9 protein-coding genes are annotated in these 13,946 nt (G+C 70.3%); 3 read left to right on the forward strand and 6 right to left on the reverse strand.

What is annotated here, in order from left to right:
* Window positions 1-82: 82 nt before the first annotated feature.
* Window positions 83-622, reverse strand: a complete 540-nt coding sequence (locus CVO96_RS20675; protein WP_133161719.1) for a hypothetical protein — start codon at window positions 620-622, stop codon at window positions 83-85.
* 3 nt (window positions 623-625) lie between these two features.
* On the reverse strand, window positions 626-3,769 hold the full coding sequence (locus CVO96_RS00975; protein WP_103309330.1) for a DEAD/DEAH box helicase: 3,144 nt from the start codon (window positions 3,767-3,769) through the stop codon (window positions 626-628).
* 263 nt (window positions 3,770-4,032) lie between these two features.
* Between CVO96_RS00975 and CVO96_RS00980 the strand changes: the two genes are divergently transcribed.
* The 3 genes from CVO96_RS00980 (at window position 4,033) to CVO96_RS00990 (ending at window position 5,715) form a co-directional block, all read left to right on the forward strand.
* Window positions 4,033-4,515, forward strand: a complete 483-nt coding sequence (locus tag CVO96_RS00980) for a C39 family peptidase (RefSeq protein WP_133161720.1) — start codon at window positions 4,033-4,035, stop codon at window positions 4,513-4,515.
* 126 nt (window positions 4,516-4,641) lie between these two features.
* Window positions 4,642-4,926: a hypothetical protein gene (locus tag CVO96_RS00985; RefSeq protein WP_103309334.1), complete on the forward strand. Its 285-nt coding sequence runs from the start codon at window positions 4,642-4,644 to the stop codon at window positions 4,924-4,926.
* A gap of 132 nt (window positions 4,927-5,058) precedes the next feature.
* Complete coding sequence (locus tag CVO96_RS00990; RefSeq protein WP_243398105.1) at window positions 5,059-5,715, forward strand: DUF1345 domain-containing protein; 657 nt, start codon at window positions 5,059-5,061, stop codon at window positions 5,713-5,715.
* Window positions 5,716-5,774: 59 nt separating this feature from the next.
* Here CVO96_RS00990 and CVO96_RS00995 read toward each other — a convergent pair whose 3' ends face one another.
* The 4 genes from CVO96_RS00995 to CVO96_RS01010 form a co-directional block, all read right to left on the reverse strand.
* Window positions 5,775-6,569: an FAD binding domain-containing protein gene (locus CVO96_RS00995; protein WP_103309338.1), complete on the reverse strand. Its 795-nt coding sequence runs from the start codon at window positions 6,567-6,569 to the stop codon at window positions 5,775-5,777.
* A gap of 93 nt (window positions 6,570-6,662) precedes the next feature.
* Complete coding sequence (locus CVO96_RS01000; RefSeq protein WP_103309340.1) at window positions 6,663-9,050, reverse strand: xanthine dehydrogenase family protein molybdopterin-binding subunit; 2,388 nt, start codon at window positions 9,048-9,050, stop codon at window positions 6,663-6,665.
* A 94-nt stretch (window positions 9,051-9,144) separates the two neighbouring features.
* Window positions 9,145-9,639, reverse strand: coding sequence for a (2Fe-2S)-binding protein (locus CVO96_RS01005; RefSeq protein WP_103309343.1), 495 nt, complete (start codon window positions 9,637-9,639; stop codon window positions 9,145-9,147).
* A gap of 107 nt (window positions 9,640-9,746) precedes the next feature.
* Window positions 9,747-13,928 carry a VWA domain-containing protein gene (locus CVO96_RS01010; protein WP_103309346.1) on the reverse strand — a complete coding sequence of 1,394 codons (4,182 nt, stop codon included), beginning with the start codon at window positions 13,926-13,928 and terminating at the stop codon, window positions 9,747-9,749.
* Window positions 13,929-13,946: the final 18 nt, after the last annotated feature.

Below are 13,946 nucleotides of genomic sequence, written 5' to 3' on the forward strand. Positions count from 1 at the left end.
CACCGGGGGACAGCCGATTCAGGCTTTGAATTCACGGAAGACACGACGTCTTGACAGACCCTTGAGCAACCAGGAATTGTGGTCAACCATTTGCCGTCTGGCCGGGCAGCGGAGCACCACAGTCCTGACACTCCCAGCTTTCGTCAATCTGCATCAAAAAATTGCCCGTTCGATAGCTTTGCTTGGCAATGGCAATACAAGCAAGAAGCGACGTCAACCCTTCCTCATTGCCTGCCACCTGGTCTAGTGCTTGAATCGAAAGATCATTCAGCCTGGCCCGATCCAGATCGAACTGCTTTTTGGTTGATTCATCGACCACCGGGGCATCGTCTTCGACGCTTGAAGAAAGTATCAGAGCGACAAGCTGGAGAAGGTTTCTTTGTCCTTCCGGGGGTGCAAGCAGAACAGCGTCCAACAGGTAAGGGACAGCCGGATATGAAGCCGAATACACGTCACCCTGGTGCCAAAGCGAGCTCCACAAAGAGAACATTGGCTCTGCATCCCCGACCCATGAATCAATCGGGCACTTGAGCTCTTCGAGCAAGAGCGGAATGTTCTCCGCAGAGCCATAGGCATGTTTGAGATCATGCCAACGGGAATCATCAAGCGGTATTGGGCTCATCCTCTACCCAAAATACCCCAGCAGATCGATCAGCGTCCGCGCATAGTCGTCCGGCTTGATGCCGCGCTTCTCCAGCTTCACGCTGGGCGGGAAGGTCTGCACCTCCGTCTTGTGAGGGAAACGCTTCAGGCCGGCGGCGTCATAGTCCAGCGCCTTGTAGGCGAAGGTGATCTGCAGCTCGGTCATGGTCTCCCCCACCGACAGCACGCGCTTGGCGGCGGCGGTCAGCCTCAGCTTGGCGAGGTCGATGAAGTTCTGCACCTCGGGCGTGGGCGGGCCGTACTTCTTGCGGAGGTCGCGTTCCACCCGCGAAATCGCCTGCAGCGTGCGCGAGTCGCTCAGGCGGCCGTAGGTGGCGATTCGCGTCTCCTCGTCGGGCACCCCATCGGCACTGGCAAAGTATTCGGGGCTCAGGCGGGCGTTGATGGGCAGGTCGATGGAAATGTTGACCGGCGCCTGCATCTTCTCGCCCTTGAGCTTCGCCACGGCCTCGGCCAGCATCTCGGTGTAGACGTCGATGGACACGGCCTGCACGTGCCCGTGCTGCTCCTCGCCCAGGATGTTGCCCACGCCCCGGATCTCCATGTCCTTCTCGGCCAGCAGGTGCCCGGAGCCGAGATCCTGCAGGTCGGCAATCGCCCACAGGCGGCGCTGGGCGTTCTCGGTCAGGCGCGGCGGGTAGAAGAGGTAGGCGTAGGCACTCACCGAGCGACGGCCCACCCGGCCGCGGAGCTGGTAGAGCTGCGCCAGCCCCAGCCGGTCGGCGCGCTCGATCAGGATGGTGTTCGCCTCGGGGATGTCCAGGCCGGTCTCGACGATGGTGGTGGAGAGCAGCACGTCGAAGGCCCCCTGCTCGAAGCCCAGCATGATCTCCTCGAGCTCCTCCTCGTTCATGCGGCCGTGCGCCACGCCGATGCGCGCCTCGGGCACGAGGTTCCGCAGGTAGAGGCTGCGGGCGCCGATGGAGGCGATGCGGTCGTGGATGTAGAAGACCTTGCCGCCGCGCTCGATCTCGCTGATGATCGCGTCGCGCACGGTGACCGGGTCGAAGGGCGTCAAGACCGTCTGGATCGGTCGGCGGCCCTTGGGCGGCGTCTGGATGGAACTCATGTCGCGCAGGCCGACCATGCTCATGTACAGCGTGCGCGGAATCGGCGTGGCCGAGAGGGCCAGGGTATCCACCGCCTTGATCCCCTCCGGAATCTCGATCTTCCCCTCTTTGGACACCGGCGGCAGTCCGCGCAGCGCCCGCAGCTTCTCCTTCTGCGACACGCCGAAGCGGTGTTCCTCGTCCACGATGATCAGGCCCAGGTCACTGAACTCGATGTCGCCCGAGAGCAGGCGGTGGGTGCCGATCAGGATGTCCACCTTGCCAGCTTTCAGGTCGCCCAGGATCTGCCGGGCGTGCTGCGGGCTGGTGAAGCGCGACAGGCCCTCGACCCGTACTGGCAGCCCCTTGAAGCGTTCCACGAAGGTGGACGTGTGCTGCTCGGCCAGCAGAGTCGTGGGCACCAGGATGGCGACCTGTTTGCCGTGGCCCACGACCCGGTGCGCGGCGCGCAGGGCGACCTCGGTCTTGCCGAAACCCACGTCGCCGGAGATCAGGCGGTCGGCGGGGTTCGCCTTCTCCAGATCGCGCATGGTGTCTTTCAGGGCGGTCTGCTGATCCTGGGTCAGGTCGAAGGCGAAGTTGGCGGCGATCTGGGCGTCCCATTCGGGCTGCGGCTCGAAGGCGTTGCCCGGCGTGACCTGGCGCGCGGCGTACTGCACGAGCAGCTTGCCGGCCACTTCCTCGGCGTTCTTGCGGGCCTTCTCCTTGGCGCGGGCCCAGTCCTTCTTGTCGAAGGAGCTCAGGCCGGGCGGGTCGTCGGTGGTGCCGGGGTGTCGGCGCAGCACGGGAAGCTGCTCGATGGGCACACTCAGGCGCGCGCCGCCCCGGTAGGCCAGGTTCAGGTAATCGCGCGTGACGCCCAGCACCTTGCGGGTTTCCAGGCCCTCAAACTGGCCGATGCCGTGCTCGGGGTGGATCAGGTAGTCCCCCACGTGCAGGCCCAGCGCGTCCGTGACCGGCTTGCCGCCCAGCCGTTTGCCGCGCAGCGCCGAGCCCCCCTGGAAGCCGTAGATCAGGTCTTCAGTGATCACAACGGTGCGCTGTTCGGGGATGACAAATCCCCCCTCGCCGCCGGCCCGCAGGAAGCCCAGGCCGCCCTCGTCCACGCGGGCGAACTTCAGCCAGGGAATGTCATGGGTGTTCAGGAGCTTGTCGGCCAGATAGGCGGCGGTGCGGTCGTGGCGCACCAGGATCAGCACCCGGTAGCCCGAGGCGCGCCACTCGGCGATGTCGCGCTCCAGGTCGTTCAGGCGGGCGCGGTAGAAGGGCAGCGTGACCAGCCCGGTGTCGAGATCCGGCAGCTCCAGCGGAGAACGGCCGAAGGACGTGACCTCGCGCCCGGCCAGCTTCGGCCAGAGGGTGTCGGTCAGGATGCCCAGCGCCGAGGCGTAGAACTCGGGCGAGTCCAGAAAGACCCGGCCCGGCAGCAGTTCCAGGCGGGTGGCGTCCCACTTCGTCTCGGTCAGGTACTCGGCGGTGGGTTCCAGCGTGAAGGTCTGCGCCTTGGGGCCGGTCAGGTCGCCGGGGGCCAGCAGGCGCAGGGTGTCCAGCTCGTCGCCGAAGAACTCGGCGCGTACCCAGACCCCCTGCTCCGCGTCGGCCGGCACGCCGGCGCCCGGTTCCAGCCGCAGCTCCAGCGTGTCGCCCTGGATCTCGAAGCCGGGCTCCTCCCCGCGCTCGTAGCCCAGGCGCTCCAGGCGCGAGAGCAGCGCCTCGCGCGGATACTGGGCGCCGACCTTGAGGGTCAGGGCGTGGTCGTCCGGGCGCGAGGGAAAGAGGTCCAGGGCGGTGTTCACGTCCAGCACCACATGCTCGTGCTTCGCGTCCCAGTCGCGCAGGCCGGGGTTCACGGTCAGGGGGGCGCCCAGCACGCCCGCCGAGACGTAGTGGCCCAGGCGATCCGGGGTGGTGAGCAGCACCGCCGGCCCCGGGTACGCCGCGAACAGCGCCGCGCGGGCGACCTGCGGGAGCAGCAGCAGATTCCCAGCAGGGGCGGCAGGCAGCAGTTTCGACAGATTGGGCGAGGCGACAGTCACCTGAAGAGTTTACGCGGGCGGGGCGGGGGCAACCGAGAGCAAAAAGACTTACAGAAGGCGGGGCGCCGTCAGTACTCCGGCGGCAGGGAGTAGGCTCAGGCCCTGCGGGGAACGGGACGGGGCGCCGCTGCACAGGCCTGACTTTGGCCGGCTGCCGACCTGTGTCCACCCTTTCAATCTGGGAAGCTCCTGAAGGCTTGGCCCGGGCACGCTTCAGCGCGGCTAAACGCGCCCGGGGCCGCGCCTGGGCCAGACTGTTCGACATGAAACGTTCGGTGGTCGCCGCCCTGCTGCTCTCCCCTGCGCTGGCGGCCTGCCTGTCCCGGGCCGAGGCCGCTCCGCCCGCCCGGGTCACCCTGAGTGGCGTCGGGCACGAAGGTCAGGCCCTGAACAACTGCGGGCCGGTGACCGCCAAGATCATCCTGGGCTATTACGGCACCAGGGTCACGCAGGCGCAGGCGGCCCAGGCGTTGAAAGACGACTCCAGAGATGTCGAGGTCTCCACCCAGGAACTCGCGGCCTACCTTGAAAGGCAGGGGCTCAACACGGTGATCCGCTATGCCGGCACCCAGGCGCAGGTGCGGGCGCTCGTAGCCGCCAAGCTGCCCGTGATCGTGCAGCAGCGCCTGAAGGTCGGCGACAACACCTCGCACTTCCGCACCGTCTATGCCTATACCCCCGAGAGCTTCACCGCGAGCGATTCGCTGCTGGGCGCCAGGCTGACCCTGAGCGAGAGCCGCTTTTAGGAGCTGTGGAACTACTACAACGGCGAGTATCTGCTGGCCTATCCCCCCGCACGGGAGGCCGAGGTCAGGGCGATCCTGGGCCGCGACTGGGACGAGCGGGCCAACTGGACGCGGCTGCGCGACGAGATGGGCGCCCGGACACAGAAGTCCGGAGCCACGGCTTTCGACTGGTGGGGGCTGGGGCAGGCCCGGCTGGCGCTGGGGCAGGCCACCGAGGCCGCCCAGGCTTTCGACCGCGCCATAGAGATCGGCGTGCCGCTGCAGTACCACTGGTACCGGCAGGGTGCGCTGCTCGCCTGGAACCGCACCGGGCAGGCTGCCAAAACGCGCGACGTGGCGGCCCGGATTCTCAGACAGCAGCCGGGCATCAAGGAAATCGAGGCGGCCCTGGACGGAGCGGGCGCCGAGTAGGCTCGCGTGCAGGAGGGCCGCCCACCCGGTTCTGCGGCGCTGTGTCTCCGGCGCTGTGTCTCTAGCGCCGGAGTCGCCGCACATGAACCAGAGGGAAAGTCTGCCGCACACCGCCTCCCCTATGCTTCCTCTGTGAAGACGACCGGGCGAACGCGGCCGCACGCCCTCCTGCGGATGCTGGCGGGGGTGGCCGCCGGCCTCACCGTCGGCCTCCTGACCCCGGCCAGATGGCTGCCCGAGGCGCGGCTGCTGATCGGCTGGGTCACCCTCTGTGCCACCGTGATGGGTCAACTCTGGCCGCTGATGATGCGGGCCGGCCCCGCCCGCACCCACGCCCTGGCGACCCTGGAAGACGATTCGCGCGCCGTGGCCAGCTCCGTGACCCTCACGGCCGCGCTGGTGAGTCTGGTCGGCGTGGGCTTCCTGCTCTCGGCCGCCCACGATTCCAGGGGCCTGGAGGAAGCCGCCCTGACCGCCCTGGCGGTGCTGACGGTCGCGGCCTCGTGGCTGCTGGTGCAGACCGAGTACACCCTGCATTACGCCCGCCTGTACTACCGCGACGGCCGGGGCGTCCAGTTCCTGCACGGCGACGGGCAACTGGACGAGCCGACGTACTGGGACTTCGCGTACCTGTCCGTGACCATCGGCATGACCTATCAGGTCAGCGACACGAACCTCAACACCCGCGCCATGCGCCGCCTGCTGCTGGGGCACGCCCTGCTGTCGTTCGTGTTCGGCACGGTGATCATCGCCGTGACCATCAACGGGGTGGCCGGGCTGATCCAGTAACGGGAGAAACAACGGACACGGCCCCCGGAGCGCTCCAGGGGCCGTGATTCGCTGGACGCTCAGCCCAGGCGTTTGAGGGCCCGGTCGGCCAGCACGTCCACCAGATGGGCGCGGTACTCGGCGCTGGCGAAGCGGTCGCCCAGCAGACCTCCGGCGTCCACGAGGCCGGTCATGGCACTCTGGCCGCCCTTCAGGCCCTCTTCCAGCTTGCTCAGGCGCTGGGCGCGTTCGGCGGCGCCCGTGAACGCGGCGCGGATTTCCCCGCCGGCGTGCCGGGCCACGGCCACCCCGACCACCGCGTAGTGGCTGGCCGGGTGCCGGAACTTCTCGTAGGCCGATGCCTGGATGGTCGCCGGAATGCGGATGTGGGTCAGCAGTTCGCCCGGTTTCACAGCGCTCTCGAACATCCCCACGAACATGTCGTCGGCGTGAACGGTGCGCTCGCCGCCCATGCCCCGGATCACGAACTCCACGCCCAGGGCCAGGGCCGCGGCCGGGTAGTCGGCGCTGGGGTCGGCGTGGGCCAGACTGCCGCCGATGGTGCCCCGGTTGCGAACCATGGGGTCACCGACCCAGTGGGCGACCTCCGGGAAGAGCGGCAGGTCACTGCGCAGCACCTCGGCGTGGGTGGTCATGGCCCCGACGACGAAGGTGTCCCCCTCGCGCCGGATGCCCCTGAGTTCCTGCAGCCCGAAGATGTCGAGCAGGGCGGGCGGCTGCGCCAGGCGCAGCTTCATGGCGGGCAGCAGCGAGTGGCCCCCCGCGATGATCTTGAGGTCAGGATTGGCGGCCAGCGCCTGCAGCGCCTGCTCGACGCTCTCGGCCTTCTGGTAGTCGAAATTGGCTGGATACATGGGGGCCTCCGGAAATGTTGATGGTTGAAAGTAGATGGTTGATGGTCGAAAGCTGGTTTTTCCATCTACCATCAACTATTGACGATCACCGTTTCAGTCGTCGGCGGCCTGCGGCATGTCGCTGCGGGCATCGCGGATGGCCTTCCAGACCTTTTCGGCGGTGAAGGGCATGTCCAGGTGCTTGATGCCGCATTCCTGCCACAGCGCGTCCATCACGGCGCTGGCGACGGCGGCGGTGGAGGCGATGGTGCCGGCCTCGCCGATGCCCTTGACGCCCAGCGGGTTGTGCGGGCTGGGGGTGACGGTGTGGTCGATCTGGAAGGTGGGCACATCGTCGGCGCGCGGCATGGCGTACTCCATGTAGGAGCCGGCCAGGAAGTTGCCGTCCTCGTCGTAGGCGGCGTCCTCGAGCAGGGCCTGACCCACGCCCTGGGCGATGCCGCCGTGTACCTGCCCCTCCACGATCAGGGGGTTGATCAGCGGGCCGCAGTCGTCCACGCAGCCGTAGTTCCGCAGCTTGACGTGGCCGGTGTCGGTGTCGATCTCCACCACGGCGATGTGGGTGCCGAAGGGGTACACGAAGTTCTTGGGGTCGTAGAAGGCGGTGGCCTCCAGGCCGGGTTCCAGATCGGCCGGGTAGTTGTGCGCTAGGTGGGCCATCAGCGAGATGTCGAAGAAGCTCTTGCTCTTCTCGGGCGCGCCCTTGATGCGGAACACGCCGCCCTCATGCTCGATGTCCTCTTCGCTGGCCTCGAGCAGGTGCGCGGCGATCTTCTTCATCTTCGCCGTGATCTTCTGCAGGGCCATCTTCAGGGCCGAGCCGCCCACCGCCGCGCTGCGCGAGCCGTAGGTGCCCCAGCCGTAGGGCATCCGCCCGGTGTCGCCGTGGATCAGGTCGATGTCCTCGATGGGAATCTGCAGCTCATCGGCGGCGATCTGCGGGAAGGCGGTCTCGTGGCCCTGCCCGTGGCTGTGCGAGCCGGTGTACAGCTCGACCTTGCCGGTGGGATGCACGCGCACCAGACTGCTTTCCCACTGCCCGGCCTGCGCGCCCAGCTGTCCGACCAGCGCCGAGGGGGCCAGCCCGCAGGCTTCCAGGAAGGTGATCAGGCCCACGCCTAAGACCTTGTTGCTGCCCTTCATGCGCTTCTGTTCCTCGCGCAGCGCCGGGTAGTTCATCATGCCCATGGCCTTGTCCATGGCGGGTTCGTAGTCGCCGGAGTCGTACACCAGCGCCACCGGGGTCTGGTACGGGAACTCGTCGGCCTGGATGAAGTTCTTGCGGCGCAGCTCGGCCGGATCCATGCCCAGCTCGTGCGCGGCCATATCCACGATGCGCTCGACGAGGTAGGTGGCCTCGGGCCGGCCCGCTCCCCGGTAGGCATCGACGGGCACGGTGTTGGTCATCACGCCCGTGACCTTGGCGTGGATGACGGGCATCTTGTATACGCCGTTCAGCAGCGTGCCGTACAGGTAGGTCGGCACGGCGGGCGCGAAGAGCGTCTGATACGCGCCGAGGTTCGCCAGGGTGTTCACCCGGAAGCCCAGGATCATGCCGTCGTCGCTGACCGCGAGCTGCGCCACGGTCTCGTGGTCACGGCCCTGGGCGTCGCTGACGAAGGCCTCGGAGCGGCGGGCCGTCCACTTGACCGGGCGGCCCAGCAGCCGCGTGGCGAGCAGCACGATGACCTCTTCCTGATACTGGAAGATCTTGGTGCCAAAACCCCCGCCCACGTCGGGCGAGATCACGCGCAGCTTGTGCTCGGGGATGCTCATCACGAAGGCCGCCAGGATCAGGCGGTGGATGTGCGGGTTCTGCGAGGTGGTGTACAGCAGGTATTCGCCGCTCGCCGGAGTGAACTGCGCCATCGAGGAGCGCGGCTCGATGGGGTTGGCGACCAGCCGGTGGTTGCGGAGCTTCACGCTGACCTTGCGGGGCGCGGCGTTGAAAGCCTCGTTGGTGGCGGCCTCGTCGCCGATCTCCCAGGTGAAGGCCACGTTGCCGGGCACGTCGTCGTGCACCAGCGGCGCGCCGTCGGCGAGGGCGGCGCTGGCGCTGGAGACGGCGGGCAGCGCCTGATACTCGACTTCCAGCGCGGCGGCGGCGTCCTCGGCCTGGGCGCGCGTCTCGGCGATCACCACGGCCACGATGTCGCCCACATGGTTCGCCTCATCCAGCGCGATGGCCGGGTGGGCCGGGGTCTTGAGCTCAGGGAGCAGCCAGCCCACCGGAATGCTGCCCAGCCCGGCGTCCTTGACGTCCTGGCCGGTCAGGACATGCACCACGCCGGGCATGTCCTTCACGGAGTCCTTGTCGATGCCCGTGATCTTCGCGTGGGCATAGGGACTGCGAACCATCGCCGCGTGCAGGGCGCCGGGGATCACGATGTCGTCGGTGTAGTTGCCGGTGCCGGTGATGAAGCGCGGGTCTTCCTTGCGCTTGAGGGCCTGACCGAAATACTTCTCGCTTCTGTCCGTCATGGGGTGGAGCCTCCCTTGGAGTGGGCCAAGAGCCGTGAGCTCTGGGCTATGAGGGGTGAAGCTGTTGCTCAGAGCTCAGAGCCCAGAGCCCGCCTCAGTCGTCCGCCGCCTGCCCGGTCGCCTGTTTGCCCGCCATGGCCCCCGCCGCGTGCTGCACGGCCCGCACGATGTTGTGGTAGCCGGTGCAGCGGCAGAAATTGCCCTCCAGGTGGTGTCGGATCTCGTCTTCACTGGGGTTGGGGGTGTGCTTGAGGAGTTCGGCGCTGGCCATGATCATGCCGGGCGTGCAGAAGCCGCACTGCAGGCCGTGTTCCTCCCAGAAGCCGGTCTGCAGCGGGTGCAGGTCGCCCACGGTGCCCAGACCCTCGATGGTCGTGACCTCCAGGCCCTGGGCCTGCACGGCCAGCACGGTGCAGCTCTTCACGGCGTCGCCGCCGATGTGCACGGTGCAGGCCCCACACTGGCTGGTGTCGCAGCCGACATGGGTGCCGGTCAGGGCCAGCTCCTCGCGGAGAAAGTGGACGAGGAGCGTCCGGGGCTCCACGTCGCGGGTATAGGACTTGCCGTTCACCTGAAGCGTGACGTTCATGCGTGCCTCCGATACAGAAGGTGGATATGCAAAGCGCGGTTCCAGACCTAATTTTTCTGACCGCTTCCATTGAACCACATGAAGGTTGGAAAAGGGTGCTCAGGGGGTCAGCCAGGCGGGGGCATCCCCAGGGGCGCTTCACGGGGCGAGACGGGCGCTGGCCTGGGCGCGGCGCGCTCCGGCAGGTACCGCAGCGCCAGCCCCGCGAAGAAGCTCAGCAGGGCCAGCAGGGCGAAGGCAGGCCACGTCTCCTGCCATGCCCAGCCGGCGCCCAGCGTCTCGGCCCCTGAGCCGCCAGCCTCTTCCAGCACAGTCTTTAGGGGCTGCGCGGTGGGAGGCAGGCCCAGCGCCGCGCTCAGGGGGCCCGCTCCCGCGCTGTAGCCACCGGGGAGCGGGGCGTACAGGCGGGTCTGGTACTGCCCCCGTTCACCGGGCTGGAGGGTCAGGAACCAGGTTCCCTGCGGGCCGCTCAGCTCCAGGGTGGGGGTGGGCGCCGAGACCACGAGGTCGGCGCCGTCCCGGACGAGTGTGGGACGCGCCGGATCGTCGGTGCCCAGCGGGCCGGGGCCGCGCACCAGGGCCGCGAGCCGGGCCGGGAAGTCCGCGCGGCGGGCGAGGCTGTTGCCGGCGTCGGTGGGCAGCGCCGCCAGGGCGCTCACACTGCCCAGGCCCACGCGCCAGGTCGCGGCCAGCGGGTCGGCCGGCTGCTCAGCCCCGGCCTGAGCAGCCCCGCCCTGAGCAGGCGTGATCTGGCCCAGCGGGGTCGCACCAGGCTTCAGGGTGGTGCGGGCGTAGCGGCCCAGCGTGAGCGGGGTGCCGTCTGGCCAGCGGGCCGCGAAGGCGCCGGATTTCACGGCGCTCTCGCCCTGATCCAGCGTGTCGCGGGCCAGCAGGCTGGGCACGTCGCGCCAGTCCTGCGCCTGGGCGAAGCGGCCCTCGCCCCACAGCGCGATGTCCCGCATCAGGGGGATGTGCATCCCGCTGCCCACGCTGACCGTGGAAACCGTGATGCCGGTGGCGCGGATGCGGCGGATCAGCCGGCGGTATTCCTCGGGGCTGAAGATGCCGCCGTCCACCCCGTCGGTGAGCAGAATCAGGTGCTTGCGCGAGGCGCCCGACTTCAGCAGTTCCTTGAGGGTCGCCTCCAGGGCGCGCTTGACGACCGTCCCGCCCTCGGCCTCGATGCGGCCGATCTGGGCGCGGATCTGGGCCTGGTTCGAGGCGCGGGTCAGCGGCACTGCCAGCTTGGGCGCCGAGTCGAAGGCGATCACCGCGATATCGCTCTGCGGGGAGAGCAGCAGGGCGGAATTCAGGGCCGCCGACTTGATCAGGTCGAGCTTGGTGACCTCGCCGCCCACCCGTTCGTTCATGGAGCCCGACTTGTCCAGGGCCAGCCCCAGGGCCAGGCGCGGCAGGTCACGAGGCACCCGGCCCGAGAGCGGCGAGAGCGTCTCCAGCGTGGTGCCCACGTAGCCGCCCGGCCCGAAGGCCCCGGCGGCCCCGACGAGCAGCAGGTGGCCGCCCGAGCGCACCCGCTCGTCCAGCGCCGCGCGCACCCCCGGGTCGAGGGCCTGGGCGGGCGTGTCGAGCAGGGTGATCCGCCGCGCACCCGCCACGAGTGCCGGCGTGAGCTGCTGCGGGGACAGGTCGCGGCTGGAGACCTCCTGAATCTGCAGCGCCCGTCCCAGACTGCGCCGCGCGGCCGCGTCCGGCCCGACGATCAGGACGGCCTCGGCCGGGGTGATCCGGGTGGCCGCGAAGGCCTGCAGGGTGCCTCCGGCGCTGGGCTGCCCCGGCAGCGACAGGCCCAGCACGTAGCCGGCGGTGCCGGGCGTGTCCTCGCGCAGGGGGAGCGCCAGCCGGTTCAGGCCAGACTGCAGGACCACGGGCGAGTCGAGGAGCACGCGGTCGCCCCGGCGCAGCACCAGGCGGGCCTCGCCGGCCGCGCGGGCCAGCACCACCAGGCTGGCGGCGAAGGGCTGTCCGGGCGCGACCTCGGCCGGGGTCTCGAAGGCGCCCAGCGTCAGGGCCGGGGCCAGGGCGGGGGTTGAAGGGTCGATCACGACGGCGGTGCCCTGCGAGCGCAGCCGCGCCAGGACGCCGGGCAGGCGGGCGGAGGCCGGCCAGCGTCCCTCCTGGACGCGCAGGAGCTGTGGGGTGCCGCCGGGGAGCGAGGCGGCCGCCACCTCCAGCGCGGCGGCGAGGTCGCCGGCCGGACTGCCGTCTGGGCGGCCCGTGGGTGCCACCGGCGAGGGCGGCGACGTGCCCCAGACCGTGGGCTCGCTGCCCCGCGGGTCGGCCGTTCCCGGCAGCACGACCCGCGCACTCGCCGCCTGCCCCCCCGGCCGGGGCAGAGACACGTTCAGCACCGCCAGCAGCAGCAGGGCGGCGGCCAGCCCATGCAGCGCCAGCATCCGCCGCTGGGGCCGGCTCAGCGTGGCCCAGCGCCCCCGCTGCAGGGTGGGCTCCGAGCGGGTCAGCAGCACGAGTTCGGCAATCAGGGTCAGCAGAGCCAGCAGCAGCAGGGGCCGCCAGGCCGCCGCCAGGGAGTCGCGCCAGCCGAACGGAAACCAGCTGATCCGAGCGGGGGCCTCCCTCGGCCCCCGCTCGGCCTCCGCCCCGCTCCGCAGATCGGCGTCCGGCCCCGCCAGCCGGCTCACGGCGATGGGCTGGCCGTCGGCGGTGGCGATCCCGGCACGCCAGGGGACGAAGCTGGCCCCGGCGGCGCCCTCCACGACCGGCGCGGGGCCGTCCACCGCCGGGAGCTGGAGCCGCCGACTTCCCGCCGGCAGCGCGCAGGGCTGGCCGACCCGGCAGGGCGCCGGCGTGCGCTCCCCGGCGTCCGGCCGGGCCAGGTGGGCCAGATTCGACAGGAACACCGGGAAGGCGGGCGTGCCCGTCCAGCCGCTTTCATCCTGCGCGCCGGAGTCCAGCGGCATGTTCACCCGCACCTCCGTCCGGCCGGCCTCGCGGCGCAGCTCGATCAGGGGGCCGGTTCGGCCGGTCAGCAGGGCGGTGGCCGTGGGCCAGGGGGCCGTGGGGGCCCGCGTCACGCCCCCCAGGTCGCCCCAGGGCACCCCCTGGCCCAGCGCCCCGGCGGTGTCCCAGGCCAGCACCGAATCGCTCCGGGAGCCGCGCTGCGGGGCATTGAGCCAGAGCGTGACGGGCGCCGCCGGCACCGTCTCGCCGGGCTGCCGGGCCGGATCGGTCACGATCAGCAGATCGGCTTCCCCGGCGGCCGGCAAGGCCGATGAGCGGGTCACCCGGGCGCCGGGCAGCGCCGCCGCCCCCCGGCCGGCCGGGTCGCCGGGAGCGGAGCCGGCCGTGCCCGGCGGCCCGACCAGGGCCACGCGCAGGGGCGGCGCAGTGGGCCGCAGCACCACCTGGGCGGCGTCGTCGGCCGGCAGGACGTCCGAGGCGTCCAGGCGAGCACTCAGCACGCCTCCCTGACCCGGCGTGAAGCGCAGGGCGAAGGGTGTTTCCCCGTTGGCCGCGAGGTTCAGGCGCTGAACCGCCATCACCCGGCCGTCCAGCGCCACGGTCACGTTCCTCTTGCCCGCCGGGCCGAAGTTCCGCACGGCGCCGGAGAGGGCCCAGGGAGCGCCGCCGCGGCCGGCCGTCACGGCGAAGCCGCTCATGGCCGCGTTCGGGGCCGCGCCGCCGATGACGCGAATGGTGGCCTCCAGGGGGCGCAGGGCGGCCCGCGCCGCCCCGGCCTGCCCTGGGCTGACATAGGCGATCACGCGGGGCGATCCCCCGGCCGGGCTCCCGCCGATCCAGGCCTGGGCCATGCGGGCGGCGGCCGTCCAGTCCGGGGCGCCGTCGCCGGCCGTGGCGGAGCGCAGGGCCGCACGCACCCCGGCGCGGCCCTCGCGGTTCACCGCCAGCGGCACCGGCCAGTCGGCGACCAGCAGCGCGCTCGTGCGGCCCTCCACCTCGCCCAGCGCGCCCGCCACCGCCGCGCCGAAGCGGTCGGGGCGGACGTCCGTGGCGCGCATACTGCGGCCCGCCTCAATGAGCAGCAGCACGTCCCCGCCCGTCGCCGCCGGCCGGGCGCCGGGCCGGGCGAGGGCCAGCGCCACCAGGGCCAGCACCAGCCCCTGCAGCAGCAGGGCCGCGCTCAGGCGAACCCTGGGCCGGGCCCTCGGGGCGCTCTGCAAGGCCAGGCGGCGCCACAGGTGCAGGCTGCCGACCAGGGCCGCCCGCTGCGCCCGGCGCTGTCGGTGGAAATAGACCAGCACTCCGGCCAGCAGGATCAGCAGCAGCCACAGCGGACTGCCCAGGCTCACAGCTTCACCGGGGCGCCC

The sequence above is a fragment of the Deinococcus koreensis genome, from assembly GCF_002901445.1.
In the GTDB taxonomy this organism is placed as follows: domain Bacteria; phylum Deinococcota; class Deinococci; order Deinococcales; family Deinococcaceae; genus Deinococcus; species Deinococcus koreensis.